Annotated in this window: 26 protein-coding genes; 13 read left to right on the forward strand and 13 right to left on the reverse strand. The window is 68.2% G+C overall.

From position 1 onward, the window contains the following. The first annotated feature begins 244 nt into the window (after nucleotides 1-244). From kdsA to SJY11_RS16790, 3 genes are all read left to right on the forward strand, one after another. Nucleotides 245-1117: a 3-deoxy-8-phosphooctulonate synthase gene (gene kdsA / locus SJY11_RS16780; RefSeq protein WP_376987904.1), complete on the forward strand. Its 873-nt coding sequence runs from the start codon at nucleotides 245-247 to the stop codon at nucleotides 1115-1117. After that, entirely contained in the window at nucleotides 1110-2324 is a 1215-nt protein-coding gene (locus SJY11_RS16785; protein ID WP_376987905.1) for an MFS transporter, read from the forward strand. Before kdsA ends, SJY11_RS16785 begins: the two co-directional genes overlap by 8 nt. Before the next feature lie 233 nt (nucleotides 2325-2557). After that, complete coding sequence (locus SJY11_RS16790) at nucleotides 2558-3979, forward strand: pilus assembly protein TadG-related protein (RefSeq protein ID WP_376987906.1); 1422 nt, start codon at nucleotides 2558-2560, stop codon at nucleotides 3977-3979. 31 nt (nucleotides 3980-4010) lie between these two features. On the opposite strand, the gene queF is transcribed toward SJY11_RS16790, so the two are convergent. After that, nucleotides 4011-4466: a preQ(1) synthase gene (gene queF, locus SJY11_RS16795; protein ID WP_376987907.1), complete on the reverse strand. Its 456-nt coding sequence runs from the start codon at nucleotides 4464-4466 to the stop codon at nucleotides 4011-4013. 84 nt (nucleotides 4467-4550) lie between these two features. After that, nucleotides 4551-4676 (reverse strand): hypothetical protein, encoded by a 126-nt coding sequence (locus SJY11_RS16800; RefSeq protein ID WP_376987908.1) that lies wholly within the window; start codon nucleotides 4674-4676, stop codon nucleotides 4551-4553. 195 nt (nucleotides 4677-4871) lie between these two features. Here SJY11_RS16800 and eno point away from each other — a divergent pair, with 195 nt between their 5' ends. Continuing rightward, on the forward strand, nucleotides 4872-6155 hold the full coding sequence (gene eno / locus SJY11_RS16805; protein ID WP_326911915.1) for a phosphopyruvate hydratase: 1284 nt from the start codon (nucleotides 4872-4874) through the stop codon (nucleotides 6153-6155). A gap of 4 nt (nucleotides 6156-6159) precedes the next feature. Here eno and SJY11_RS16810 read toward each other — a convergent pair whose 3' ends face one another. Then, nucleotides 6160-6834 (reverse strand): hypothetical protein, encoded by a 675-nt coding sequence (locus SJY11_RS16810; RefSeq protein WP_376987909.1) that lies wholly within the window; start codon nucleotides 6832-6834, stop codon nucleotides 6160-6162. 199 nt (nucleotides 6835-7033) lie between these two features. Between SJY11_RS16810 and SJY11_RS16815 the strand changes: the two genes are divergently transcribed. After that, nucleotides 7034-7966, forward strand: coding sequence for a DMT family transporter (locus SJY11_RS16815; protein ID WP_376987910.1), 933 nt, complete (start codon nucleotides 7034-7036; stop codon nucleotides 7964-7966). On the opposite strand, the gene SJY11_RS16820 is transcribed toward SJY11_RS16815, so the two are convergent. The 4 genes from SJY11_RS16820 to SJY11_RS16835 all read right to left on the reverse strand — a co-directional run bounded on the left by SJY11_RS16820 (nucleotide 7946) and on the right by SJY11_RS16835 (nucleotide 11146). Next, on the reverse strand, nucleotides 7946-8731 hold the full coding sequence (locus SJY11_RS16820) for a hypothetical protein (protein WP_376987911.1): 786 nt from the start codon (nucleotides 8729-8731) through the stop codon (nucleotides 7946-7948). The two genes, SJY11_RS16815 and SJY11_RS16820, sit on opposite strands and share 21 nt — an antisense overlap. Next, the gene (gene tgt, locus SJY11_RS16825) at nucleotides 8728-9900 is read right to left on the reverse strand and encodes a tRNA guanosine(34) transglycosylase Tgt (protein WP_376987912.1); all 1173 of its coding nucleotides are present in this window, start codon (nucleotides 9898-9900) and stop codon (nucleotides 8728-8730) included. Before tgt ends, SJY11_RS16820 begins: the two co-directional genes overlap by 4 nt. 57 nt (nucleotides 9901-9957) lie before the next feature. Further along, the gene (locus tag SJY11_RS16830) at nucleotides 9958-10716 is read right to left on the reverse strand and encodes a hypothetical protein (protein ID WP_376987913.1); all 759 of its coding nucleotides are present in this window, start codon (nucleotides 10714-10716) and stop codon (nucleotides 9958-9960) included. Nucleotides 10717-10795: 79 nt separating this feature from the next. Further along, nucleotides 10796-11146, reverse strand: a complete 351-nt coding sequence (locus tag SJY11_RS16835; RefSeq protein ID WP_376987914.1) for an ArsC family reductase — start codon at nucleotides 11144-11146, stop codon at nucleotides 10796-10798. An 88-nt stretch (nucleotides 11147-11234) separates the two neighbouring features. On the opposite strand from SJY11_RS16835, the gene SJY11_RS16840 reads away from it, so the two are divergent. Then, complete coding sequence (locus SJY11_RS16840; protein WP_376987915.1) at nucleotides 11235-11816, forward strand: type I phosphoribosyltransferase; 582 nt, start codon at nucleotides 11235-11237, stop codon at nucleotides 11814-11816. A gap of 7 nt (nucleotides 11817-11823) precedes the next feature. On the opposite strand, the gene SJY11_RS16845 is transcribed toward SJY11_RS16840, so the two are convergent. Both SJY11_RS16845 and SJY11_RS16850 read right to left on the reverse strand, forming a co-directional pair. Beyond that, nucleotides 11824-12528 (reverse strand): glutathione S-transferase N-terminal domain-containing protein, encoded by a 705-nt coding sequence (locus SJY11_RS16845; protein WP_376987916.1) that lies wholly within the window; start codon nucleotides 12526-12528, stop codon nucleotides 11824-11826. Nucleotides 12529-12645: 117 nt separating this feature from the next. Further along, nucleotides 12646-13386, reverse strand: a complete 741-nt coding sequence (locus SJY11_RS16850) for a GntR family transcriptional regulator (RefSeq protein ID WP_376987917.1) — start codon at nucleotides 13384-13386, stop codon at nucleotides 12646-12648. Nucleotides 13387-13689: 303 nt separating this feature from the next. On the opposite strand from SJY11_RS16850, the gene SJY11_RS16855 reads away from it, so the two are divergent. From SJY11_RS16855 to SJY11_RS16885, 7 genes are read left to right on the forward strand one after another with little or no spacing between them, the layout of a single operon-like run. After that, the gene (locus SJY11_RS16855) at nucleotides 13690-14739 is read left to right on the forward strand and encodes an ABC transporter substrate-binding protein (protein ID WP_376987919.1); all 1050 of its coding nucleotides are present in this window, start codon (nucleotides 13690-13692) and stop codon (nucleotides 14737-14739) included. A 2-nt stretch (nucleotides 14740-14741) separates the two neighbouring features. Continuing rightward, complete coding sequence (locus SJY11_RS16860; protein ID WP_376987920.1) at nucleotides 14742-15812, forward strand: ABC transporter ATP-binding protein; 1071 nt, start codon at nucleotides 14742-14744, stop codon at nucleotides 15810-15812. Next, a complete protein-coding gene (locus SJY11_RS16865; RefSeq protein WP_376987922.1) occupies nucleotides 15809-16645 on the forward strand; it encodes an ABC transporter permease in 837 nt (278 codons plus the stop codon). Before SJY11_RS16860 ends, SJY11_RS16865 begins: the two co-directional genes overlap by 4 nt. Beyond that, on the forward strand, nucleotides 16642-17442 hold the full coding sequence (locus SJY11_RS16870; protein ID WP_376987923.1) for an ABC transporter permease: 801 nt from the start codon (nucleotides 16642-16644) through the stop codon (nucleotides 17440-17442). The genes SJY11_RS16865 and SJY11_RS16870 overlap by 4 nt, the downstream gene beginning before the upstream one ends. Beyond that, the gene (locus SJY11_RS16875; RefSeq protein ID WP_376987924.1) at nucleotides 17442-18347 is read left to right on the forward strand and encodes an allantoinase PuuE; all 906 of its coding nucleotides are present in this window, start codon (nucleotides 17442-17444) and stop codon (nucleotides 18345-18347) included. Before SJY11_RS16870 ends, SJY11_RS16875 begins: the two co-directional genes overlap by 1 nt. A gap of 35 nt (nucleotides 18348-18382) precedes the next feature. Further along, nucleotides 18383-19291 carry a polysaccharide deacetylase family protein gene (locus SJY11_RS16880; protein WP_376987925.1) on the forward strand — a complete coding sequence of 303 codons (909 nt, stop codon included), beginning with the start codon at nucleotides 18383-18385 and terminating at the stop codon, nucleotides 19289-19291. After that, a complete protein-coding gene (locus SJY11_RS16885) occupies nucleotides 19291-19947 on the forward strand; it encodes an aspartate/glutamate racemase family protein (RefSeq protein WP_376987926.1) in 657 nt (218 codons plus the stop codon). Before SJY11_RS16880 ends, SJY11_RS16885 begins: the two co-directional genes overlap by 1 nt. 177 nt (nucleotides 19948-20124) lie before the next feature. Here the strand turns inward: SJY11_RS16885 and SJY11_RS16890 are convergent, their stop codons facing one another. The 4 genes from SJY11_RS16890 to SJY11_RS16905 all read right to left on the reverse strand — a co-directional run bounded on the left by SJY11_RS16890 (nucleotide 20125) and on the right by SJY11_RS16905 (nucleotide 24662). Further along, nucleotides 20125-21663 carry an amidohydrolase family protein gene (locus SJY11_RS16890; protein WP_376987927.1) on the reverse strand — a complete coding sequence of 513 codons (1539 nt, stop codon included), beginning with the start codon at nucleotides 21661-21663 and terminating at the stop codon, nucleotides 20125-20127. 135 nt (nucleotides 21664-21798) lie between these two features. Further along, nucleotides 21799-22650: an NHL repeat-containing protein gene (locus SJY11_RS16895; RefSeq protein ID WP_376987928.1), complete on the reverse strand. Its 852-nt coding sequence runs from the start codon at nucleotides 22648-22650 to the stop codon at nucleotides 21799-21801. 124 nt (nucleotides 22651-22774) lie between these two features. Next, on the reverse strand, nucleotides 22775-23689 hold the full coding sequence (locus SJY11_RS16900) for an allantoinase PuuE (protein ID WP_376987929.1): 915 nt from the start codon (nucleotides 23687-23689) through the stop codon (nucleotides 22775-22777). Nucleotides 23690-23843: 154 nt separating this feature from the next. Beyond that, a complete protein-coding gene (locus SJY11_RS16905; protein ID WP_376987930.1) occupies nucleotides 23844-24662 on the reverse strand; it encodes an ABC transporter permease in 819 nt (272 codons plus the stop codon). Nucleotides 24663-24823 lie beyond the last annotated feature (161 nt).

Genomic DNA, 24823 nt, shown 5'->3' on the forward strand with positions numbered 1-24823 from the left:
GCGACGCCGGCCGCCCTGCTGGTGCCCTCCGCCCGCTTCGTGCTCGCAACCGTCGTTCTCAAGATCGATCCCTGTCGTGACCTGCCCGACATAATGCTTCGCAGGTGAATTTACAGACCTCGGGGCTGCTTCGCCAGTGCGATCGCGCGTCAGACGCATAACTTCGGCGTCGCAGGGCCGCGGCTTGACCCGCGCCCCCCGCCGGCCATAAGCCCGGCGCCTCAGCAGACGGGAGATGCCGCCCATGACCGCCAATGCCATCGTCACCGTCGGTGCCGATCTCGCCGCCCCGGTCCGCTTCGGCAACCGGTTGCCGCTGGCGGTCATCGCCGGCCCCTGCCAGATGGAAAGCCGCGATCACGCGCTGGAGATGGCCTTCGCGCTGAAGGAGATCGCCGAGGAACTCGGCATCGGCCTCGTCTTCAAGACCTCCTTCGACAAGGCCAACCGCACCAGCGTCAAGGCGGCGCGCGGCATGGGGCTCGCCGCGGCGCTGCCGGTCTTCGCCGAAATCCGCGCGCAGACGGGCCTGCCGGTGCTGACCGACGTCCACGAGGTCGAGCACTGCGCTGCGGTCGCCGAATGCGTCGATGTGCTGCAGATCCCGGCTTTCCTGTGCCGGCAGACGGACCTGCTGGTCGCCGCCGCCCGGACTGGCCGCGTCGTCAACGTCAAGAAGGGCCAGTTCCTCGCGCCCTGGGACATGGTCAACGTCGCCGCCAAGATCACCGAAAGCGGCAACCCCAATGTGATGCTGACCGAGCGCGGCGCCTCCTTCGGCTACAACACGCTGATCTCGGACATGCGGGCCCTGCCGATCATGGCGCAGACGATCGGCGCGCCGGTGATCTTCGACGCGACGCATTCGGTGCAGCAGCCCGGCGGCAAGGGCTCGTCGTCCGGCGGGCAGCGCGAGTTCGTGCCGGTTCTGGCGCGGGCGGCAGTCGCCGTCGGCGTCGCCGGCGTCTTCATCGAGACGCATGAGGACCCCGACAGCGCCCCGAGCGACGGCCCCAACATGGTGCCGCTTTCGGCCTTCCCTGCGCTGATCGCAGAGCTGCAAGGCTTCGATCGACTTGCCAAGGCGAGAGCCCAGCCTACGCTGGCTTATGTCTGACACACCGCCTCCGGGACCGGCCGCCGCGCCGGCCCCCACCTCGCTTGCGTCCCTCATCCTCGTCCTCGGCGCCTGCGGCTTCGCCTCGACCTTCACGATGCGGATCATCGATCCGCTGATCCCGACGCTCGCCGGCGAATTCGAGCGCAGCGTTCCCCAGATCGTGATGATGGTGACGGGCTTCTCGCTGGCCTATGCGCTCGGCCAGCCCTTTCTCGGGCCGGTCGCGGACGCCATCGGCAAGATCCGGACGATCCTGACCTGCCTCATCGCGCTGGCCCTGTTCTCGACGGTGGCCGCGCTCTCGCAGTCCTACGAGATCATGACGGCGGTGCGCGCGATCACCGGCATCGCCGCCGGCGGGATCATCCCGATCGCCATGGCCGCGATCGGCGACCGCGCGCCGATGCAGGAGCGGCAAATCGCGCTCGGGCGCTTCCTCGTGCTGATGATCATCGGGCAGATGTCGGGCTCGGCCTGTTCGGGGCTGATCGCCACCCATGCCGGCTGGCGCGCCGCGTTCCTCTCGGCGGCGGTCGTGTCGGTGCTGGCGGCCGTGCTCGTCGCGCTCGTGCTGAAGCCGCGACGCAATGTGACGCGCGCCAAGCTCAGCGTCGCGGGTGCGCTCGCCAACTACCGCATCGTCTTCGCCAATCCGCGCACCAGGCTGCTCTACGGGCTGGTCGTGGTCGAGGGCATCCTGCTCTTCGGCATTCCGGCCTATGTCGCCGCGATCCTGTTCGAGCGATCGGGTGTCGGGCCGGCGGAGGCCGGGCTCGTGATCGCCGGGATGGGCTTCGGCTGCCTGGTCTACGGGCTGATGACGCGCATCCTGGTCGAGCGCCTCGGCCCCACGCTGATGACACGCCTCGGCGGGGTGGTCTGCGCGATCGGCCTCTCCCTCTTCGCCTTCGACTGGGTCTGGTGGAGCGCGATTCCGCTCTTCGCGCTGCAGGGATTCGGCTTCTTCCTGCTGCATGGCACGTTCCAGGCACAGGCGACGGAGCTCGCTCCTGCCGCCCGCGGCTCCGCCATGGCCTTGTTCGCCTGCTGCTTCTTCCTCGGCCAGGCCACCGGGCCACTTGCGATGGGCGCGGCGATGAGCGTCCTGGGAACCCCTTTGGCCATCCTCGCCTTCGCGGTCGCCATCGCGCTGTTCGGCTATCTGACGCCGCGCATCCTGCCCGTGCCGCGCAGCCGGACCTGACATCCGATAAAATGCGAGACATCGCGGAGTTTCGACAATTGACGGAACGGAATCGCAACCTCTGGCCGGCATAACCTCCGGCATCGTGATCGGCTTCAGGCTTCCGGCGCTCGGCCGGACAGTCCTGGGGCCATCGCCAGAGTTGAGAGGCTGCGATGCACCCCTTCTGTCGAGATGTCGTCCTCGAGGTTGTCCGCCGTTTTCGCCGCGATGACTCCGGTGCGACCGTCACCATGTTCGCCTTCGCCGGCGTCGCGCTGATCTGCATGGCCGGAGCGGTTCTCGACTATGGCCGCCTGAGCAAGGTCCACTCCGGCCTGCAGGCGGCGACCGATTCCGCCGCGCTCGCAGCCGCAAGGTTGCCGAGCAAGGATGCCGCCACCATGCGTGCGGCAGCCGACAAGTTCTTCGTCGCCAACACGGTTGGCATGGACGGGCAGAACATCCAGATCACCAAGTTCGACTTCCAGGAATCGTCGGGCACCGTGACGATCGAGAGCAGCGGCGTGCTCGACACCTCCCTGATGTCGATCATCGGCATCAAGACGATGGGGTTCAGCTCGCGCTCGGCCGCGCTGAAGGAGGTGACCGGCACGGTCGAAATGGCGCTGGTGCTCGACAACACCTGGTCGATGTCCGACAGCGCCGGCGGCGGCGGCTCCAAGATCACCGTGCTGAAATCGGCCGCGAAAAACCTGATCAACACGGTCCTCGCCCAGGGCGGCACCAATGTGAAGATCGGCATCGTGCCCTTCGCCGACTACGTCAATGTCGGCGTCGGCAACCGCAATCAGGCCTGGATGTCGGTCCCGGCCGACTACTCGACATCGAAGACGACTCCTGCCGTTCCCTACACCTGCAAGACGATCTCGACGAAGCAGGTCTGCACGAAGGGGGCGCCGAAGACCTGCACCTCGACGACCGACGGCGTCGTCTCGACCTATGACTGCACGCCGCAGACCTGCGTCCAGCAGCCGATCACGCCCTATCAGTCCTGCAGCGGCCCCACGCCCGCCAAGACGACCGTGACCAACTACAAGTGGTATGGCTGCGTCCTGTCGCGCAAGACCGGCGAGTTGCGCCTGAACGACAGCGAGCCGACCTCGCCCTATACGGGCTTCCTCGGCACCAGCCAGCGCTGCCTCAACCCGATCGTGCCCCTGACCTCCGACAAGGCTGTTCTGACCAGCGCGATCGACAAGCTGATCATCAATATCGGCGGCTACAAGCCCTCGACCTATATTCCGGGCGGGCTGATCTGGGGCGTCAACGTGCTCTCCCCGACAGAACCCTTCGCCGAAGGCAAGGTGTACGACACGGCCAACAAGATGCCGCGCAAGGCGATGGTGCTGATGACGGACGGCGCGAACACCATGTATTTCCGGGCCTCCGACGGCACCCATCAGAACGCCACCAACAATGGGCACGTCACGACGACGAACGTCGACACGACAAAGATCTGCGACTACGCGAAGTCGAAGAAGATCGAGGTCTTCACGGTCGCCTTCGCCGTCACGGACGTGGCCGCAAAGACCATGCTGCAGGGCTGTGCGAGCAGCTCCGGTCACTATTACGACGCGACCGACGCCGCCGCCCTGACCGCCGCCTTTCAGTCGATCGGCCAGTCGCTGACCAGCCTGCGCCTGTCGCAGTGAGCCTTGACGGCCCGGCCGCCCGGCCGGGTCGTCAGCGGCCGCGATAGGGCGCGACGCCCTGGTCGGGCAGCCAAAGGCCCTTGGGCGGCTCGCCCGTCTGCCAGAAGACGTCGATCGGGATGCCGCCGCGCGGATACCAGTAGCCGCCGATCCGGAACCATTCCGGCTCCAGCAGGTCGACCAGCGTCTTGCCGATGCCGACGGTGCAGTCCTCATGGAAGGCGCCGTGATTGCGGAAGGCGCCGAGAAAGAGCTTCAGCGACTTCGACTCGACCAGCCATTTGCCCGGCAGATAGTCGATCACCAGGATCCCGAAATCGGGCTGGCCGGTGACCGGGCAGATCGAGGTGAATTCCGGGCAGGTGAAGCGCGCCAGATAGGACGTCCCGGCATGGGGATTGGGCACGCGATCGAGGCGCGCCTCCTCCGGCGAGGCGGGCAGACCGGTCTGCTGCCCGAGTTGCAGGGTCGCGGCATCGAGGGACATGGAAGGCTCCTGAGGTTGGCCGCCTTCTAGAGCAAGGTCATGCCGGGTGGGAACCGGTTTTCGCGGGCGCCGGTGCCGCAGCTCTCACCAGAACCAGATCGGGCGGCCGGCGACGAGGCAGAGACCGGCCCAGTACAGCACCGTGACGGCGATCGAGGCCAGCACGATGCCCCGCGAGGGCCGGCGGTTGTTGGACAAGATCTGGAACATAGTCGTCTCCCGATGGTACAGCGCCGCTGTCGGCATCGGCTGGGCCGCAAGCGGCAGGCCGTTCCGGGGCGGGACAGGCGGCGTGACGGGAGGCGTCCGGGAGCCATCCCCCGGCGATCGGGGCTTCCCGCGGGCCGGGCGCTTGGCTAGAAGCACGGCCGACGCCCTCCCCTGTGCCCGCCACGGAGTCCTTCCATGACCGCGATCATCGACATCATCGGCCGCCAGATCCTCGATTCCCGCGGCAACCCGACGGTCGAGGTCGATGTGGTGCTGGAGGATGGTTCGATGGGCCGTGCCGCCGTGCCGTCAGGCGCCTCGACCGGCAAGCACGAGGCCGTCGAACTGCGCGACGGCGACAAGAGCCGTTATCTCGGCAAGGGCGTGCTCAAGGCGGTCGAGGCCGTCAACGTCGCCATCGCCGAGCAGCTCGTGGCGATGGACGCCGAGGACCAGGTCGCGATCGACGAGGCGATGATCGCGCTCGACGGCACGCCCAACAAGAGCAAGCTCGGCGCCAACGCGATCCTCGGCGTTTCGCTCGCCGTCGCCAAGGCCGCGGCCGAGGCGGCCGGACTGCCGCTCTACCGCTATGTCGGCGGGACCTCGGCGCGCGTGCTCCCCGTGCCGATGATGAACATCGTCAATGGCGGCGCCCATGCCGACAACCCGATCGACTTCCAGGAATTCATGATCATGCCGATCGGCGCGCCCTCCTTCTCGGAGGGGCTGCGGATGGGCTCGGAGATCTTCCACACGCTGAAGAAGAAGCTGCACGACGCCGGCCACAACACCAATGTCGGCGACGAGGGCGGCTTCGCCCCCAACATCAAGTCGGCGGAAGCCGCGCTCGACTTCGTCATGTCCGCGATCGAGGCCGCCGGCTACAAGCCCGGCGAGGACATCGCGCTGGCGCTCGACTGCGCCGCGACCGAGTTCTTCAAGGACGGGTCTTATGTCTATGAGGGCGAGCGCAAGACGCGCGATCCCAAGGCGCAGGCGAAGTACCTCGCCAAGCTCGTCGGCAGCTACCCGATCGTCTCGATCGAGGACGGCATGTCCGAGGATGACTGGGAGGGCTGGAAGGCGCTGACCGACCTCGTCGGCTCGAAGTGCCAGCTCGTCGGCGACGATCTCTTCGTGACCAACGTCACGCGCCTGTCGCAGGGCATCAAGGGCAAGACGGCCAACTCGATCCTGGTCAAGGTCAACCAGATCGGCTCGCTGACCGAGACGCTCGCGGCCGTCGAGATGGCGCAGCGCGCCGGCTACACCGCCGTAATGTCGCATCGTTCGGGCGAGACCGAGGATTCGACCATCGCCGACCTCTCGGTCGCGACGAATTGCGGGCAGATCAAGACCGGCTCGCTCGCCCGCTCGGACCGGACCGCGAAGTACAACCAGCTGCTGCGCATCGAGGAAGAGCTCGGCGCGCAGGCGGTCTATGCCGGCCGCAGCGCGCTGAAGGCCCTCGCCTGAGCCGTCACAGGCGCGGCAGCAGGCTGGAGGCGCGCGACAGCGTCCAAATGCCGGCCGCGCCGACGACACCGACCGCCCCGGACATCGCGTCGCCGACGCGGGCGACCGGGGTGGGCATCGCCAAACCAAGCAGCCGCAGCGGCGGCTGGGACGGCGCGCCGCCGTCCACCGCCGCAGCCTGAACGGCGGGAGCGATCTGGAGCGGCGCAGCCTCCGCCGTCACCACGGCGCGCTCGATCACGGGCCGGCGCGGCGGAGACGGCTGGACGGTCGCGGCAGCCTGCGCCTGCAGGACATGAGACCGCGGCTCGGTGGCCGCCGGCCGCTCCTGCCGAAGGACGGCGATCTCGGTGGCGGCCTGCTTCCAGTCGAGCGACATCGGCATCACGATCGCCGCCGGGCTGATCAGCCCCTGGGCGGCCCGCAGCGGCGGCTCGGTCGCCGGCGCATCCTGATGGCGCTCGCGGATCTTGCCGTCCGAGGCCACGAGCGAGACCCAGCGCTCCTGCTGCGCCACCGCCGTATCTGACTGAGCCGAGGCGCCGAAGAACGGCAGCGGGATGCCCGCAGGCAGGGCCAGAACAGCCGCCGCCAGAGCAGAGGCCGCGACCGACACCGTCGCCTGTGCGCCGACGCCCCGCAGGAACCTGGCCGTGGCCGTGAAGACCGAATCCGTCATGTCCGACCACCCTCCGTGAACGGTCTCACAAGAGCGGGCGGGTTCGGCTCCGCGAGGGCCGAAGCGCGGAGCCATTGTGGCGCTTCGTCTCGGATTGTTTCCAGCGCCATGCGCAGGGGGCGCGGCAGCGCGGATTTCGCGCGGGGGCCATGCAACCGGGGCGCTAACGCGGCTCGGTCGAAACGGGCGATACCGGCTGATGCACCAGACCGCGCCCCTGTCGGAAGCCGCCCGCCTGCGCGACCGGCGCCTGTGGCGGCTGGCCTTTGCCGGCATGGTGCTGGCGATGCTGATCTTCGGCGCGAATTTCGTGGTCAGCCGACACGCCGTGCTCAACGGCCTGACCTCGCACGACCTCCTCGCCCTGCGCTTCGGCATCGCCGGCCTGCTGCTGCTGCCGGGTTTCATCGCGGGCGGCGTGAAGAGCTGCAACGGCCTCGGCTGGGGCCGCGGCGTGCTGCTCGCCGTGATGAGCGGCTTCCCGATGAGCTATCTGCTCCTGACCGGCGTGACCTATGCGCCGGCCGCCCATGGCGCGACGATCGGGCCCGGACTCGTCACGGTGATCTCGATCATCGGCAGCGTGGCGCTGTTCGGCGCGATCATCACGCGCCAGCTCGTCGTCGGCATCGTCGCGGTACTGCTCGGCCTGGCATGCCTCGGAATCGCCGGCACGACGCACACCAACCCCTCGATCCTGTTCGGCGATCTCTGCTTCGTCGGCGTCGGGCTGATCTGGGGGATGTATCCGCTCTTGGTCCAGCTCTGGCGGCTCGACCCGCTGAAGGCGACCAGCGTCGTCGCCGTGCTGTCGATGGCCTATCTGCCGTTCTACGCGCTGTTCTTCTTCCGCGGCTTCGATATCGCCCCCTGGTGGGTCATCGTGCTGCACGGCATCAACCAGGGCGTGCTGAACGTCATCCTCGGCCTGTGGCTGTGGAGCGTCGCAGCCCGGCGCATGGGGCCGGCGGTGGCCGGGCGCTTCCCGCCGACGATCCCGATCATCGGCACGCTGCTGGCCATCCCGGTGCTGGGGGAGATCCCGAGCGGGCTGCAGGTCGCCGGCATCGGCCTGATCATCGCGGGCCTGTTCGTGGCATCCTGGCGGCGCTCACCGCGCTCGGCGGCTTAGCCGCATCACACCGAGATTCCAGCCGACAGCGATCGCCAGCGCGAGGCTGAGTGCCGCGGCCGAGCCGAGCGGGACGGCCGTCAGATGCAGCGCCGCCAGCGCGAGACCGAAGCCGATCAGCGGGAGCGCGCCATTGGCGAGAACGGCGGCCGTGGCTGGGCCGCCGATGCGGGGCTGCAGCATCGCGATCATGCTGCTGAGAACCACCGGCAGGGCGGCGAGCGAGCCCGACCAGCCCGGCCCGACAAGGGCGCTCAGCGTCGTCACCGTGCCCGCCAGTGCCGCGACAAAGCCCGCCCGCATCGGGATCAGATACCAGGGCCGCCCCGGCGGCCGGTCGGGGCGCGCCGCCAGATAAGGCCGGAACAGCCGGTGCAGCCCGCCATAGACGGCGATGGTGGCGACCGTCATCACCGGGAAGGAGGGCTCGAGCCCGCGCATCAGCAGCAGCGTGGCGCACCAGGCGGCCAGCGCGGCGGCGAGGCAGAGCCGCGTGCCGAAGCGCTGCGCCAGCAGCACATAGGCGAAGCTCAGCCCGGCATTGGCGATGTTGGATGTCATGGCGCCCAGTGCGCTCTCCGCCATGAAGGCCGCATCGTGCTCGAGCGCGAGGAAGACGAGAACCGGCCCGGCCGAGATCGGCAGGGTGGCGATGAGGGCCGCGATCAGCGGCCCGCTGCGCTCGGCCAGCAGCGAGCAGCCGACGACGATGGCCGCCGCCGTCGCCATCTTGGCCGCCAGCATCAGGAACCAGGGGTCGATCACGGCGCGGCGGGGATGTCGCCCCTCGCCCAGCCTTCCTTGGTCTGCGCGACGAAATCCTCCAGCCGCCCCTCAGTGATGGCGGCACGCAGGCCGGCCATCAGCTCCTGGTAATAGGCGAGGTTGATCCAGGTCAGCAGCATCTTGCCGAGCATCTCCTCCGCCTTGACGAGGTGGTGGAGATAGGCGCGCGACCAGCCATTGGCGGCCGGGCAGGAGGAACCTTCGTCGACCGGGCGCGGATCGTCGGCATGCCTGGCGTTCTTCAGGTTCATCCGACCGAAGCGGGTGAAGATCTGGCCGTGGCGGCCGGCCCGCGTCGGCATCACGCAGTCGAACATGTCGATGCCGCGGCGCACCGCCTCGACGATGTCGTCGGGCGTGCCGACGCCCATCAGATAGCGCGGCTTCTCGACCGGCAGATGCGGCTCGACCGTCTCGATCATCGCCAGCATCACCTCCTGCGGCTCGCCGACCGCCAGACCGCCGACGGCATAGCCCTTGAGGTCCATGGCGGCGAGTTCGCGCGCGCTCTCGACGCGCAGATGCGGCACCGCCCCGCCCTGGACGATGCCGAAGAGCGCCCGGCCGGGATGATGGCCGAAGGCGTCCTTGCAGCGCTGCGCCCAGCGCAGCGACAGGCGCATCGCCTTCTCGGCGACGGCATCCTCGCAGGGCAGCGAGACGCATTCGTCGAGCTGCATCACGATGTCGGAGCCGAGCAGGTTCTGGATCTCGACCGAGCGCTCCGGCGAGAGCATGTGCTTCGAGCCGTCGATATGGGAGCGGAAGGCGACGCCCTCCTCGGTCAGCTTGCGCAGATTGGCGAGCGACATCACCTGGAAGCCGCCGGAATCGGTCAGGATCGGGTGCGGCCAGTTCATGAAGCGGTGCAGGCCGCCGAGCCCCGCGATGCGCTCGGCGCCCGGCCGCAGCATCAGGTGATAGGTGTTGCCCAGCACGACATCGGCGCCGAGCGCCCGCACCTGGTCGGGATACATGCCCTTGACCGTCGCGGCCGTGCCCACCGGCATGAAGGCCGGCGTGCGGATGACGCCGCGCGGCATGACGATCTCGCCCGTCCGGGCGGCGCCGTCGCGGGCGTGGAGATGGAAGCTGAAGTCGGTCGCGGGAGCGGGGGCGGCCGGCACGGACGGGGGCGATGCGGTCATGGCCCGCGAGGTAGAGCAGCGGGCGTGATTAGGGAAGAGGCTGCACCCGCCACAATGTCAGGCTCCGGGCTGCGCACGGTAGGACTGGCGCAACGCGAAGACGAGGATGCCGACCGTCAGCCAGAGACGCACCGTCGCGAAGGAGAAGATGAAGACCATCGACAGCAGGCTCTTCACCAACATGGGCAATTGCGAGTGCTGCCACATCTGGATGATCAGTCCCCGCACATAGCCCTGGATCGGATGCAGCAGCACGGCCACGACCGCGACCAGCACAACGCCGGGGACGAGCCAGCGCGCATGCTGCCAGAAGCGCCTGATCGCCCTCGACAGGCTTGGTTTCGACGCCTCGTCGACCTGCAGCACCATCAGCAGAACGAGCGCGGCGACCAGAGCACTCCAGACGCGACCGACATGGCTGGCCTGATCGAAGGCAATGCCATCGAAGCCGAGCATGAACTCGCCCGGGCGGCCGATCAGCCCGGTCAGCGCCGACACCACCGTGGCCGCCATGAGCACACCGAAGATGGGCGGCAGCACGGCACGCGCCATCCCGATCTGCTGGCTCAGGCCGAGCAGACCGAGCCCGCTGCGCCCGTCGGTGGCCAGCACCATCCGCCAGGTCACGATCACGAAGGCGAGCAGGAGCGCGATGTTGGCCAGCATGATGGCGGGAAGCGCGATCAACCCGCCGGCGAAGGCGATGACCCGCATCGTCGCCGCGACCAGCAGCCAGGGCACGGCCTCCAGCAGGCGAAACGGCCCGAAGGAGACATTCGGGAAGGCGGGGCGCGCGACGGCGGACGGAGCGGTCATGGGTCCGACCCTAACCGCGAAGTCTCAACCTCTCGTTGCGCCGACGCCTCAAATATCCGGCGTTCGGGCCGATTTGACCTCAAGCCACAGGGTTCAGGGCCGCATAGACCTCGGGCTTGAAGCCGACGATCGTCCGTCCCCCGAGATCGAGCACCGGACGCTTGATCATCGAGGGCTGGGCCAGCATCAGGGCGATCGCCGTGTCAGCGTCGAGACCCTGCCTGTCGGCCTCCGGCAGGGCGCGGAAGGTGGTGCCGGCCCGATTCAGCACCGTCTCCCAGCCATGCTCGTCGACCCAGCGCGCGAGCGAGGCACGATCGATGCCGCTCGTCTTGTAGTCATGGAAGGCATGCGCGACGCCCTGCCCGTCGAGCCAGGCGCGCGCCTTCTTCATCGTGTCGCAATTCTTGATGCCGTAGATGGTGATCATGCCAGCCCCGATGGGTGAGGATTCGTCGGCCAGACGGCCAGAACCGCGCCTTCGCCCGGAAACGGCTCCCAAATCGAGGAGATTTTGCATGGCGACGCTCGATTTCGCGGATAGCACGGATCCCCAGGCATCTGGAACAGGACTGCCCCATCGGCGCTGGAGGGCTCATCCCCGCCCCGGCATCGACTTTCCCGACATCAACACCGTGGCGGAGGATGCTGCGGTGATCCAGCGGGCGGTGAGCGACCTGGCGGGGGCGCTCCACGACGATGTCACCATCGTTGCAGGGATCGATCTGGGCGGGGCGGCTCTTGCCGGCGCCGTCGCCGGCGCCCGAGGTCTCGGCTTCATCCACATCAGGAAGGTGGGCTCGCTGCGGACCGACATCGTCCGCAGTGTCGTCGCCAGCCATGATATCGGGCATGGGCTGGCCCTCACGAAAGGCCTGAAGATTTCCGCCCGGCGCATCGCCCTCATCGACGATTGTCTTCTAAGCGGTGCGACCGTTCTCGCATCGGCGCGATTGCTGCGCGACCTCGGCGCGCATTGCGACCAGGCCCTGTTCACGTTCGAGATCGAGGGTCTCGGCGGCCGGAGCGCGCTGGCCCAGGCCGGGATCGCAGCCTATGCGGTGGCGACAGTGCCACCGCAGGAGCCCGTCCCGGCCTGATGCGATCTCAGGGCCGTTTCGGGACTTCGAGGCCGCGCTGGACGGCCGGCCGCGCCAGGCCGCGCTCGAGCCAGGCCGGCACGGCCTTCAGGCTGGCATAATCGACCAGTTCGCCCGCGCCATAAAAGCCGACGAGGTTGCGCACCCAGCCGAGCAAAGCGATGTCGGCAATCGTATAGTCGGCGCCCATGATCCAGTCGCGCCCGGTCAGCCGGTCCTCCAGCACGCCGAGCAGGCGCTTGCTATCATTGGCGTAGCGGTCGCGCGGGCGCTTGTCCTCGTAGTCCTTGCCGGCGAATTTGTGGAAGAAGCCGAGTTGGCCGAACATCGGGCCGACCGCGGCCATCTGGAACATCACCCACTGGATCGTCTCGTAGCGGGCGGCGGGGTCGGCCGGCAGCAACCGGCCGGTCTTCTCGGCGAGATAGATCAGGATCGCGCCCGATTCCCACAGGCCGAGGGGCTTTCCGCCCGGCCCGTCGGGATCGATGATGGCGGGGATCTTGCCATTGGGGTTCAGCGACAGGAACTCCGGCCCCCAGGTCTCGTTCTGGCCGATATTGATGGTGTGCGGCTCGTAGGGCAGGCCGAGTTCCTCCAGCGCGATCGAGACCTTCACCCCGTTGGGGGTCGGCAGCGAATAGAGCTGGATGCGGTCGGGATGCTGGGCCGGCCAGCGCTGCGTGATCTGGAAGGCGGAGAGGTCTGCCATGGCGGGCTCCGGGAGGGGGCCGGCGCCGCGGATGGGCGCCGGGTGGACGGGAGATAGTCGCCCCGCCCCGCTGCGCAATCGCGCCGGCGGCGCACGGAACGCATCATGACCGCGCGCTCAGCGCGGGGCCGAAGCTGCCGGCGCCTCGTGGCGCGGGCTCTTGTCTTCGCCCCGCTCCGCCCGGAAGGCGGCGATGGCCTCCTCCAGCAAAGCCTCCAGCGAGGGACCGGCTTCGTCGCAGACGATCGGACGCAGCCGTGTCTCAACCAGCGAGAGATGGCTGCTCATCGCCTTGACCGCCCTGCCCCGCTCGCGGCCCGCCAGCGCCTTGAAGATCAGCCGGTGCTCCTCGCAGCCGCAGGCCGAGCCCAGCGTCGTCTCGTAGCGTTTCACCAGCATGATCGTCCGGCCGATCAGCTCATGGGCCTGACGCTGGACGATCGGGTTGCCGATCATCTCCGCCAGGAGGAAATGGAACTCGGCCGAGAGCTTCAGCCAGGTCGGCTGGTCGCCGCGGCGCAGGGCATCGGCCTCGGCGTCGACATGGCCGCGCAGCCGCGCGATCTGTGCCTCGCTCAGATGGTCGGCGAGATGGGCGACCATGCCGCTCTCCAGGATGCGGCGGGCCTCGTAGACGACCCTGCCCTCGCGCAAATCCGGCTCGATGGTGAAGGCGCCGCGGTTCCTCACGATCTCCAGCAGCCGCTCGTGGCCGAGCCGGTGTAGCACCTTGCGGATGCGCTCCCGGCTGACCCCGAAGAGCTCAGCGAGACGATGCTCCCCGAGCTTCGTGCCGCCCGGCAGCGAGCCCCCCAACAGCAGACGCGAGAGGATCGTGTGGATCGCCGCTTCGTTCATTCCAACCTGTCTCGACAGCAAAGCCGGCTCAGCCGGAGGCGGCCGCCCGGAGTTCGATCCTAGCACTGATGGGGCCAATTTTTATGCACATTCAGATAGCGATTGTGCACAAATTTGACGCCTGAGCCTGTTCGCGCAGCACGCGCTGGGATCGAGAAACAGATTCCGAAATCGATCGTAACGTTTTGTTTCATGGAGCTTTTCATCTCGTACGACTGTAGAGCGTCGCGCTGGCACGCCGGTTGCTGACACCTGTTCCCGTCCGCGCCGAAGGGGAGCGCGCCGAATTCGAGAGGTCCGACCATGGATAAGCCGTTCGCAGGCACGCCGAACCGCCGCACGCTCCTCAAGGCGGGCATGGGCGCCACGGCACTGATCGCCGCCCCGTCCGTGTTGCGGGCCCAGACGAAGGAACTCGTCGTCGGCGGCGCCGCCGGGCACAAGCCCTGGGTCGAGCAGACCGTCGTGCCGATGTTCGAGAAGAAATATGGCTGCAAGATCATCTTCGAGGGCACGCGCTCGCTGGTGAACCTCGAGAAGATGCAGAAGAACAAGGACAAGCCCTACATGTCGGTCGTCCAGATGGACGATCCGGTCATGATCCTGGCGGTGAAGGAAGGGCTGCTGGAGCCGCTGACGACCGCCAAGGCGCCGAACATGGCCGATCTCCTGCCGGGCTCAACCCATATGGACGGCATGTGGGCCAATTACCTGCAGCCCTGGCTCGGCGTCGCCTACAGCAAGACCGCGATGAAGACCCCGCCCTCCTCCTGGGCCGAGATGTTCGAGCCTAAATACAAGGGCCGCATCGTCATCCCCTCGCTGCAGAATACGGAAGGCCTGCCCTCGCTCTTCGTCGCCGGGCTGCTCGCGGGCGGCACGATGGAGAGCGTCCAGAAGGACACCGATGCCGGCTTCAAGAAGCTCGCCTCGCTGAAGCCCAATCTGCTGACGATCTACACGCAGCAGCCGCAGGCCTTCAATCTGCTCGAGCAGGGCGAGGCCTGGATGATCGGGCCGGCGATGTCGTCCTATGCGCTGGAGCGCAAGGCGGCCGGTGCGCCGATCGATCTCGCCGCGCCGAAGGAAGGCGTGTTCGCCATGCCCTCGGGCATCGCGGTGGTTAAGGGCGCGCCGCAGCAGGAACTCGCCTTCGCCTATGTCAACGAGCTGCTCGGCGCCGAGCTGCAGAACAAGCTGGCGGGGCCGACCTTCTCGATCGGCACCAACAAGGCGGTGCCGAAGCCGGCGGGGCTGGGCGCCGATGTCAAGATCCACCAGATCGACTGGGCCAATGTCGCGGCCCAGCGCGGCGACTGGATCAAGCGCTGGGATCGCGAGATGGCGATCTGAGCATGAGCCAGGGTTTCCTGTCCGTCGCGGGAGCGGCCAAGACCTTCGGCGCCGCCACCGTGCTCGACGGCGTCGACCTCGCGATGGACCGCGGCGAGTTCGTCTCGCTGCTGGGTCCCTCGGGCTGCGGCAAGACCACGCTGCTGCGGATCGTGGCCGGGCTGATGCGGCCCGACCAGGGCCGCGTCGCGCTCGACGGGCAGGACATCACCCGGCTGCCGCCACACCGGCGCGACGTCAGCGTCGTGTTCCAGAGCTATGCGCTGTTTCCGCATCTCACGGTGGCGGAGAATGTCGCCTTCGGCCTGAGGGCGCGCGGCGCGCCCTCGAGCGAGATCGCGCCGGCAGTAGCGCGATTCCTCGATCTCGTGCAGATGGGCGCCTATGCCGAGCGCTCGATCAAGGCACTGTCGGGCGGCCAGCAGCAGCGCGTGGCGGTGGCGCGCGCGCTCGTCGTCGGGCCGAAGCTCTTGCTGCTCGACGAGCCCTTCTCGGCGCTCGATCGCAAGCTGCGCGAGACCATGCAGATCGACCTGAAGCGCCTGCTGCGCGAGGTCGGCACCACCGCGATCTTCGTCACGCATGATCAGGACGAAGCGCTGACGATGTCGGACCGGATCGCAGTGATGCATCGCGGCCGGATCGAGCAGCTGGATACGCCGGCCGCGATCTATGCCAGGCCGGCGACGCCCTTCGCGCTGGGCTTCGTCGGGCTGTCGACGCGGCTTGCCGGCACCGTCACCGACTCCACCGACGGCATCGTCACGGTGGCGACGCAGGCCGGCCCGCTGCGCGGCCCGGGCCACTTCCTGCCCGGCAGCCCCGTCCTGCTCGGCGTGCGGCCCGAGCGCATCGCGCTCAACCATGGCGGCGCCAACCGGATCGAGGCGCCACTCGCGGACGCCGCCTTCCAGGGGGCGCGGGTCCAGCTGCATTTCCAGGCCCCGCCCGATGGGCAGATCCTGGTCGAGACGCCGTCCCTGCCGGCTGCGGCGGGTCCCGGCACGTCGCTGAAGATGTCCTGGGCGATCGACGACACGCTGGTCTACCCCGCGCCGGCAGAAGCGGCATGAACGCGTCGCGACGCCTCGACCCGGTGCTGCTGCTGGCGCTGCCGGCGGTGCTCTATCTCGCCATCATCTATGGCGTGCCGCTGATGATGCTGCTCGGCCGCAGCGTGCTCAGTGGCGGCGCCCCGTCGCTCGCCCCCTTCGCGGCCTTCCTGTCCGATCCCTTCAGCTGGACGGTGATCGGCAACACGCTGCGCATCGCGGTGCTGGTGACGCTGCTGTGTCTGCTGATCGGCTATCCGACGGCGCTCGCCCTGTCGCGGGCGCGCGGCGCGGCACAGGCGCTGATCCTGGTGGCGATCATCCTGCCGCTCTCGGTCGGCGTCGTGGTGAAGGCCTTCGCCTGGCAGATCGTGCTGCGGCGCGACGGCGTGGTCTCGCAACTGATGATGGGCCTCGGCCTGTGGAGCGAGCCGCAGCGCCTGCTCTTCACCGAGGCCGGCCTCGTGATCGGCGCGGCCAATGTCTTCGTGCCCTTCATGATCCTGCCGATCTATTCCGTCCTGAAGCTGGTCGATCCGCGGCTCGGCGAGGCGGCGGCGACGCTCGGCGCCTCGCCGCTCTACCGCTTCTTCAAGGTCGCCCTGCCCCTCTCGCTGCCCGGCATCGTCACCGGCGTCGCCTTCGTCTTCTCGATGGCGGCCTCGATGTACGTCATCCCCAACCTGCTGATCGGTGACCGTTTCCAGACCCTGGCGACGCTGACCGGGCGCTCCTTCCTGTTCATGCGCAACGAGCAGCTGGGGTCGACGACGGCGGTTGTCCTGCTCGTGCTGACGGTCGCGGTCGTGGTCGGCAGCGCGGCGCTCTCGAAGCGGCTGGGAGGCGCGTCGTGACGACCATAGAGCGCATCGCCTCCGCCGTCGTCTGGGCGCTGGCCGCCTTCACGGTGGTCTTCCTGCTGACGCCACTCGTCGTCACCGTGCTGGTGTCGTTCGGATCGAGCGCCGTCTTCACGCTGCCGGCGCCGAGCTGGTCGCTGCGCTGGTACCAGGCGCTCGGCCGTTCGCGCGAGCTCTGGCCGGTCGTCGCGACTTCGGTCCAGCTCGCGGCGCTGTCGACTGCGATCGCGCTTGGGCTCGGCACGCTCTGCGCCATCGGCCTGCTGCGCGGCCAGTTCCGCGGCCGCGACGGCATCGTCACCTTCCTCGTCTCGCCGCTGATGCTGCCGGGCCTCGTCATCGGCATCGCGATGCTGGAGAGCTTCCGGGCGGCGGGCCTGCGCGACGTGTGGGCCAGCCTGATCCTGGCCCATGTCGTGATCACGCTGCCTTATGTGGTGCGCACCGTCTATGCGGCGCTCTCACTGTTCGACTTCACGCTGATCGACGCCGCCCGCACGCTCGGGCTGTCCTATCCGAAGGCCGTGCTGAAGGTGCTGGTGCCCTCGCTCGCCCCGGCCTTCCTGACCTCAGGCATGTTCGCTTTCCTGGCCTCGATGGACAATTATCCGATCTCGATCTTCTTCACCGACGCCTGGACCAAGACCTTGCCGATCCAGATGCTGCAATATGTGGAGGAGAGCCCCGATCCGACGATCGCGGCGATCTCCGCCCTGCTGATCCTGCTCGCCGCCGCCGTGCTCGTCATCGGCGACCGGCTGGTGGGCCTGCGCCGGATGGCCGATCTCTGATGGCGGCTCCCGTGAGCGACCGCGATTTCCGCGGCTATGGCGGCAATCCGCCCGCGATCGCCTGGCCGAACGACGCGCGGCTAGCCGTCTCCGTCGTGGTCAATGTCGAGGAGGGCGCGGAGCTCTCGATCGGCCAGGGCGACGAGCGCAACGAGAGCGTCTACGAGGTGGTCGAGGAGATCACCGGCGTGCGCGATCTCTGCATGGAATCGCATTTCGAATATGGCCCGCGCGCCGGCTGGCCGCGCATCCGCGCGCTGCTGAGGCAGTATGGCGTGGCGGCGACGCTGAACGCCAATGGGCGCGCCGTCGCGCTCTCGCCCTGGCTGGTGCAGGAGGCGGTGGCCGACGGGCACGAGGTCGCCGCCCATGGCTGGCGCTGGGAGCGGCATGCCCATATGGACGAGGCGCAGGAGCGCGAGGCGATCGCGCGCGCGGTTGCCGCGATCACGCAGGCCGCCGGCACGCCGCCGGTCGGCTGGCACACGCGCTCGGCGACTTCGCTCAACACGCGCCGGCTGCTGCGCGAGCATGGCGGCTTCCTCTATGATTCCAACGCTTACAATGACGACCTTCCCTTTCTGGTCGATGTCGAGGGCGGACCGCATCTGGTGCTGCCCTATGCCTTCGACACCAACGACATGCGCTTCCAGCGCGGCGGCGGCTTCGTTTTCGGGGACGATTTCGCGCGCTACTGCATCGACGCCTTCGACCGGCTCTACGCAGAAGGCGCCACGGTCCCGCGGATGATGTCGGTGGGTTTACACCTGCGCATCATCGGCCGGCCGGGACGGATCGGGGGGCTCGAGCGCTTCCTGGCGCATGCGGCGTCGAAGCCCGGTGTCTGGTTCGCCCGACGCGACGCGATCGCGCGGCACTGGCTGGCGGAGCTGGAAACGGGTTGACGCCCCATCCCGCTCGACGCCTTAGGAGTTGCTGCATGACCCACCGCGACCTCGAAGGCTATGCCGGCGCCTGGCCGGATTTTTCCTGGCCCAATGGCCAGCGGCTCGCCGTCTCGGTCGTGATCAATTTCGAGGAGGGCGCGGAGCTTCAGTTCGGCGACGGCGATGCGCGCTCGGAAAGCATGGGCGAGGTGATCAGCGTCGTTCCCGCCGGCAAGCGCGACCAGGGTCAGGAGCAGATTTTCGGCTATGGCACGCGCGCCGGGCTCTGGCGCATGCTCGACGCGCTCGACGAGAGCGACATCCGCGCGACGATCTTCTTCTGCGGCCGCGCCGTCGAACGCTCGCCGGCGCTGGCGAAGGCGGTGGTGGCGCGAGGCCATGAGCCGGCGGTGCATGGCTGGCGCTGGCGGCCCCATGCCGACTATGAGACGCCCCAAGCGGAGGCTGCCGACATCGACGCCTGCGTCGCCACCATCACGGCAGCGACCGGTGTCGCGCCCGTCGGCTTCTTCTGCCGCGGCGGGGAGAGCCCCTGGACGCGTGAGCTTCTGGCGCAACGCGGCTTTCTCTACACCTCCAACGGCTTCGACGACGATTTGCCCTATTGGGATCGCGCCCCAGGGCGCCCGGGTTTGCTCGTCGTGCCCTATGCGCTCGACAGCAACGACATGAAGTTCTTCCATCCCAACGGCTTCGTGCGGGCTCGCGAGATGGTGGAGTACGTGACCGACGCGCTCGACGTGCTGGAAGCGGAGGCCGCGCGCGGCCTGCCGCGGATGCTCAATCTCGGCTTCCATCTCAGGATCGTCGGGCGCCCGGCGCGCTTCGCCGCCTTTCGCGACATCATGAACCTGCTGGCGGCCCGGCGCGACCGACTCTGGATCGCGAGCCGCGCCGAGATTGCGCGCGCCTTCATCGCCGCTGTGCCGGAGAGCCCCTGATGCGCCTGCTGCTGATCAACCCAAACACCAATGCCAGCACGACCAACATGATGCGCGCCATCGCCCAGGCGGCGGCGCCGGCCGGCACCATGATCGACGCGCTGAGCGCCCCCTATGGCGTGCCGCTGATCACCAATGAGGAGGCGCTGGCCCAGTCGGCCAAGGCGGTTCAGGCGCTGACGGGGACGATCACCACGACCCCGCCGGACGGCGTCATCATCGCCGCCTTCGGCGATCCCGGCCTGGCGGCGCTGCGCCTGCGCCTCTCCTGCCCGGTCACCGGCATCGCCGAGGCCGGCATGGCCGAGGCCGGAGCGGGCCGGCGGCCCTTCGCGGTGGTGACGACGACGCCCGATCTCGTCCCTTCGATCACCGGGCTGGCGCAAGCCTATGGCCATGAGAAGACGTTCCGGGGCGTCGCCCTGACCAAGGGCGATGTCCACGCGATCATGGCCGATCACGCCACGCTGGTGGAGGCGCTCGCCGAAGCCTGCGCGGAGGCGATCGAGACCATGGGCGCCCAGGCGCTGGTGATCGGCGGCGGCCCGCTCGGCCAGGCGGCGCAGTCGCTCAATCTGCGGTTTTCGGTGCCGGTGATCGCGCCGATCCCCGCCGCGGTGCGGCTGGCGCAGAAGCGGGTTTCGCGGGGGTATTGAGCGTCGTTTTTGGAGACCGACGAACCTCCACCGTCATCCTGGCCCAGCCGCGCAGCGGCGCAGGCCGGGATCCATCGGGGGGCTCCAACTGCGCCCGATGATGGATCCCGGTCGGCCTTCGGCCGCCCAGGATGACGGCCGCGATCGCTGAGCCCGGTACCCTAGTAGGTGAGCCCGTCAGAAGCGCCCGCTCGGGCGATAGAAGGGCTCGTCGCCCTGCCCGTCGAGATAGCCGTCATAGAAGCGCCGGACATGCGGCAGCAGCGCCTGCGACAGGGCGATGCGGTCCTGCTCGGCCGGCGTCTTCGGCTTCGCCAGCGCCTCGGCGAGACCCGCCAGAACGGCGTCACGGTCGAGCCTCGTGAAGCGGCGCTCGCGATAGACGAATTCGCCTGCGATCATGACGCTGTGCACCGCCTTCGCCTTGGCGCGCTGGACCAGCACCTCGACGAAGCCCAGTCCCTCGTCCTGATAGGGAAAGGTCACCGCCGGCCAGTCGAACATCACGAGGTCCGCCGCCATGCCGGGCTCCAGACGGCCGATGCGCCCGGCGAAGGGCGTGGTCCGCGCCCCGCCTTCGGTCGCCATGCGCAGCACCTGCGCCGGCGAGGGATGGGGAGCGTCGATGCCCGGCTCGCGATGGGCGCGCAGGACGAGCCGCATCTCCTGCAGCATGTCGCGGTCGTCGTTGATACCGGCCTCGTCGATGCCGATGGCGACGGGAATGCTGCGGGCGAGGAAGCGGTTGACCGGGGCGACGCCGCTCTTCAGCCGGAAGTTCGAACTGCAATTGTGGCAGATGCAGACGCCGCGATCGGCCGCGAGTTCGATATCGGCCTCGCTCATCCAGACGCCGTGGCCGATGGTGAAATGCGGGCCGAGCAGGCCAAGCCGGTCGAGATGGGCGAGCGCCGAGCCGCCCGTGCGCTTGCGGGCATAGGCCTTCTGATAGGGCGTCTCCAGCACATGCATATGGACCGGCAGCCCGGTGCGGCGCTGGAGTTCGCCGGTGACGTCGAGGGCTTCCTCCGAGAGCCAGTGCAGATTGGCGGGCGCGATCTGGATGCGGATGCGGTCACCGTGACCATAGCGCGCCAGCAATTCTTCGAAAACCGCGACCTGGTCGGAGAGCGGCACGGTGAAACGCTGAAAGAAGGCACTCGCGGCCGGACGCAGCTCCTCGGGCAGGCGGGCGGCGAAATCCTGGTCGGCCTCGTAGACGAGCCGGTTCTGGTCGCGCAGCGCCATCGAATAGGAGGCGCGCATGCCGATGTCGCGATAGGCGCTGACAACCTTCTCGGCGGCGGCGAGGATGTCGGCCGGCGTTCCCGGCGCGCGGCTGTGGAGGTGCTGAACGGTCGCGACGCCGCTCTCGATCATCTCGAAGGCGGAGAACAGCGTGTCGGCATAGAGATCGACGTCGCGCAGCGCGATGCGACTGGCGAACCAGAGTTCAAGCGGGTGGTCGGGAGAGCCGAGTTGCAGCGGCGTCAGGCCGACATGGTGATGCGCGTTGACGAAGCCCGGCGTGATCGCGAAGTCGCGCCCGCCGGTCACGGTCGCTTCGGGATAGGCCGCCTTCAGATCGGCGAGCGGCCCGGTCGCGAGGATCGTTCCCGCCTCGCAAGCGACGCCGGCATCCTGCAGCAGGACCGGCTCGCCTGCGGCGTCGAAACCGGTGAGGAGCGTCCCGCCCCAGATGATCTGCGTGGTCATGGCCATTCCTGGATGTCGCCTGGGACTGCCGTCATTGCGAGCAAAGCGAAGCAATCCAGAGGGATTCGCGCGACGCCCCTGGATTGCTTCGTCGCTTAGCTCCTCGCAACGACGGTTCAGGCCGTCTGCAAAACATCAATCCAGCAGCCGCAGGCGCGTCAGGCGGCTCGGATTGCTTTCGGCCAGCAGGATGTCGCCGCCCGGCGTGCCGTAGATGCCGTGCGCGCCATTGAGGAACGGTCGGCAGCGGCCGAGGCGCTCACCACGGGGGCCGATCTTCTGCAGAGTCGGCTGCGTGTCGGTGACATAGGTGTTTCCCTGCTCGTCACCCCAGATCGCCACGGGGTCGCGGAAATGGCTCCAGGTCGCGAGATGCTGGCCGTTGCGGTCGAAGACCTGGACGCGGTTGTGCGTGCGGTCGACGACGACGACGCGGCCATCGGCATGGGTCCAGAGCGCGTGCGGCCAGCCGAACTGACCCTCGCCGGCGCCATGTTCGCCCCAGCTCTGGAGATGGACGCCATAGGCCGAGAAGCGGTGGATGCGGCTCGCGGCATAGCCATCGGCGACGTAGATGTCGCCCCAGGCCGAGACATGCACGTCGGTGGGGTGGTTGAAAGGCGAAAGCGGCTCGCCGCGCTGGCCGAGGCCGCCCAGGCGCTCGCCGGTCGCCGAGCAGATGACGATCTCATGCATGTCGCGATCGACGCAGAGGAAGCGCCCCTGCGCATCGACGGTGAGCATGTGGGAATCGGCGATCAGGTCGCCGCCCCAGCCACCGAGATACTCTCCCTCCGGCGAGAGCTCGACCACGCGCGGATCGTCGGGTTGCGTCAGCGGGTCGTGCCGCAGCATGACGAAGACATGCCCGCGGGCATCGACCGTCACATCGGTGACGAAGCCGGCATTCTGCGGCCAGGAGCCGAAGGGCCGCTCGATCAGGTAGCGGGCATCGCCGAGGGCGACGATCAGGTCGGGCTTGGGCAAGGTGTCGTTCCTTCGATGATATCGCGACCGTCATTGCGAGGAGCGATAGCGACGAAGCAATCCAGGGGACGTAGCGCTCTACGTCACTGGATTGCTTCGCTCCGCTCGCAATGACGGTGTTGCGTCAGGCCGGCTGGAAAGGATGCGTCTTCGCCCAGTGCTTCGCAATATCGAGCCGGCCGGTCACCCAGACGTTCTCGTGCTTCTGGACATAGTCGAGGAAGCGCGCGAGGCCGGCGGCGCGGGCGGGGTGACCGATCAGGCGCATATGCAGGCCGACCGACATCATCTTGGGTTGGGTCGCGCCCTCGGCATAGAGCATGTCGAAGGCATCCTTGTGCCAGTCGAAATAGTCGTTCGAGGTGCCGAAGAAGCCCGAGCCGAACTTGCCGTCATTGTTGACGAGCGAATAGGGCACGACGAGATGCGGCTTGCCGTCGACCACCTTCCAATAGGGCAGTTCGTCGTCATAGGCGTCGGAATCATAGAGGAAACCGCCCTCCTCCACGATCAGCTTGCGGGTGTTCACGCTCGGCCCATAGCGACAGTACCAGCCCAGCGGCCGCTCGCCGACCGTGGCTTCGAGCGACTTGATCGCTTTGGCGATGTGCTCGCGCTCCTCGGCCTCCGTCAGGTCGTAATGCTTGATCCAGCGCCAGCCATGGCAGCAGACGTCGAAGCCCGACGCCCGGATCGCGGCCGCGGCGTCGGGGTTGCGCTCGATGGCGAGCGCGCAGCCGAACACCGTCATCGGCAGTCCCCGCTCCTGGAACAGCCGCATCAGCCGCCAGAAGCCGACGCGGCTGCCATAGGCAAACATGCCCTCGCCGGCGAGATCGCGGCCCTTGACCCCGGTCGGCAGGCCATTGGCCTCGGTCAGGCCGAGTTCGGTGTAGCCCTCGCCGTCCTGGATGGAGGGCTCGGAGCCCTCCTCGTAGTTCATCACGAAGTTGATCGCGATGCGGGCGCCGCCGGGCCATTGCGGGTTGGGCGGGTTGGCGCCGTAGCCGATCAGGTCGCGGTCATAGGGGATGGTCATCGAGGGGCTCCCAATGTTGTCATTCCGGGGCGGGCCGAGAGGCCCGAACCCGGAACCCACGACCGGGTGACCGGCCGTTTATATTGATGTTGCACCCGGTCGTGGGTTCCGGGTTCATCGCTGCGCGATGCCCCGGAATGACAAGGTTTACGCCTCACCCGCTCATCCGCCGCGTCAGACCGGTCAGGCGGTCCATCACGATCATCAGGATCAGCGTCGCCAGGATCAGCACGCCGGCGATGGCGGCGATGCGGACGTCGAGCGTCGTCTCCATCATCCCCCACATCCGGATCGGCAGCATGGCGGTGCGTGCGGTCGAGAGGAAGAGCGAGACCGGGACATTGTCCATCGAGGAGATGAAGGCGAGGAAGCAGCCCGCCGCGATGCCCGGCGCGATCAGCGGCAGGGTGATCCGGCGGAAGCCGTAGAGGCGGCTCGCGCCGAGATTGGCGGAGGCCTCGAGCAGCGCCGGATCGAGCTGCGTCAGGCTCGCCAGCGTGGTGCGGAAGACGAAGGGCGCGATCACCACGAGATGGCCGGCGATCAGCAGGTTGAGCGAGGGCCGGATGCCGAGCACCGAGAAGAACATCAGCGCGGCGAGGCCGTAGGACAGCGTCGGCAGCACCAGTGGCGACAGGAAGCTCGCCTCCAGCACGCGCGCCGAGGGCCGCGCGACCCGCGTGATCGCCAGCGCCGCTAGCACCGAGAGCACGCCGCCGATGGCGGTGGCGAGGCCGGCGACCCAGAGGCTGTTGAGCGCGGCGGTGTGGATCTGGGCCGAGCGGGTGGTGTCGAACAATTCGCCATACCAGCGCAGCGACAGGCCGGGAGGCGGGAATTTCAGGGTCTGCGACGTCGTGAAAGAGGTCGCGATGACGATCAGCACCGGCCCGATCAGGATCAGGATGCCCAGCCCCGCGAGCAGGCCGATGACCCAGGAATAGCCGACGTCACCAAGCGTGGAGCGCTGCATGGCCTATTCCCCCTTGTCATTCCGGGGCATCGCGAAGCGATGAACCCGGAACCCACGACCGGGCGACGCAAACAACCTCGCGCCGGTTTCACCCGGTCGTGGGTTCCGGGTTCGCGCCTTTCGGCGCGCCCCGGAATGACAGAGGTGATTGGCACGCCCGC

Origin of the sequence: Allobosea sp. R86505, assembly GCF_042466375.1 — a bacterium.
Classification (GTDB): domain Bacteria; phylum Pseudomonadota; class Alphaproteobacteria; order Rhizobiales; family Beijerinckiaceae; genus Allobosea.

Coding starts and splice junctions, on each gene's coding strand:
- kdsA (WP_376987904.1), top strand. CDS start 245: ATGACCGCCAATGCCATCGTCACCGTCGGTGCCGATCTCGCCGCCCCG.
- SJY11_RS16785 (WP_376987905.1), top strand. CDS start 1,110: ATGTCTGACACACCGCCTCCGGGACCGGCCGCCGCGCCGGCCCCCACC.
- SJY11_RS16790 (WP_376987906.1), top strand. CDS start 2,558: ATGTTCGCCTTCGCCGGCGTCGCGCTGATCTGCATGGCCGGAGCGGTT.
- queF (WP_376987907.1), bottom strand. CDS start 4,466: ATGTCCCTCGATGCCGCGACCCTGCAACTCGGGCAGCAGACCGGTCTG.
- SJY11_RS16800 (WP_376987908.1), bottom strand. CDS start 4,676: ATGTTCCAGATCTTGTCCAACAACCGCCGGCCCTCGCGGGGCATCGTG.
- eno (WP_326911915.1), top strand. CDS start 4,872: ATGACCGCGATCATCGACATCATCGGCCGCCAGATCCTCGATTCCCGC.
- SJY11_RS16810 (WP_376987909.1), bottom strand. CDS start 6,834: ATGACGGATTCGGTCTTCACGGCCACGGCCAGGTTCCTGCGGGGCGTC.
- SJY11_RS16815 (WP_376987910.1), top strand. CDS start 7,034: ATGCACCAGACCGCGCCCCTGTCGGAAGCCGCCCGCCTGCGCGACCGG.
- tgt (WP_376987912.1), bottom strand. CDS start 9,900: ATGACCGCATCGCCCCCGTCCGTGCCGGCCGCCCCCGCTCCCGCGACC.
- SJY11_RS16830 (WP_376987913.1), bottom strand. CDS start 10,716: ATGACCGCTCCGTCCGCCGTCGCGCGCCCCGCCTTCCCGAATGTCTCC.
- SJY11_RS16835 (WP_376987914.1), bottom strand. CDS start 11,146: ATGATCACCATCTACGGCATCAAGAATTGCGACACGATGAAGAAGGCG.
- SJY11_RS16840 (WP_376987915.1), top strand. CDS start 11,235: ATGGCGACGCTCGATTTCGCGGATAGCACGGATCCCCAGGCATCTGGA.
- SJY11_RS16845 (WP_376987916.1), bottom strand. CDS start 12,528: ATGGCAGACCTCTCCGCCTTCCAGATCACGCAGCGCTGGCCGGCCCAG.
- SJY11_RS16850 (WP_376987917.1), bottom strand. CDS start 13,386: ATGAACGAAGCGGCGATCCACACGATCCTCTCGCGTCTGCTGTTGGGG.
- SJY11_RS16855 (WP_376987919.1), top strand. CDS start 13,690: ATGGATAAGCCGTTCGCAGGCACGCCGAACCGCCGCACGCTCCTCAAG.
- SJY11_RS16860 (WP_376987920.1), top strand. CDS start 14,742: ATGAGCCAGGGTTTCCTGTCCGTCGCGGGAGCGGCCAAGACCTTCGGC.
- SJY11_RS16865 (WP_376987922.1), top strand. CDS start 15,809: ATGAACGCGTCGCGACGCCTCGACCCGGTGCTGCTGCTGGCGCTGCCG.
- SJY11_RS16875 (WP_376987924.1), top strand. CDS start 17,442: ATGGCGGCTCCCGTGAGCGACCGCGATTTCCGCGGCTATGGCGGCAAT.
- SJY11_RS16880 (WP_376987925.1), top strand. CDS start 18,383: ATGACCCACCGCGACCTCGAAGGCTATGCCGGCGCCTGGCCGGATTTT.
- SJY11_RS16885 (WP_376987926.1), top strand. CDS start 19,291: ATGCGCCTGCTGCTGATCAACCCAAACACCAATGCCAGCACGACCAAC.
- SJY11_RS16890 (WP_376987927.1), bottom strand. CDS start 21,663: ATGACCACGCAGATCATCTGGGGCGGGACGCTCCTCACCGGTTTCGAC.
- SJY11_RS16900 (WP_376987929.1), bottom strand. CDS start 23,689: ATGACCATCCCCTATGACCGCGACCTGATCGGCTACGGCGCCAACCCG.
- SJY11_RS16905 (WP_376987930.1), bottom strand. CDS start 24,662: ATGCAGCGCTCCACGCTTGGTGACGTCGGCTATTCCTGGGTCATCGGC.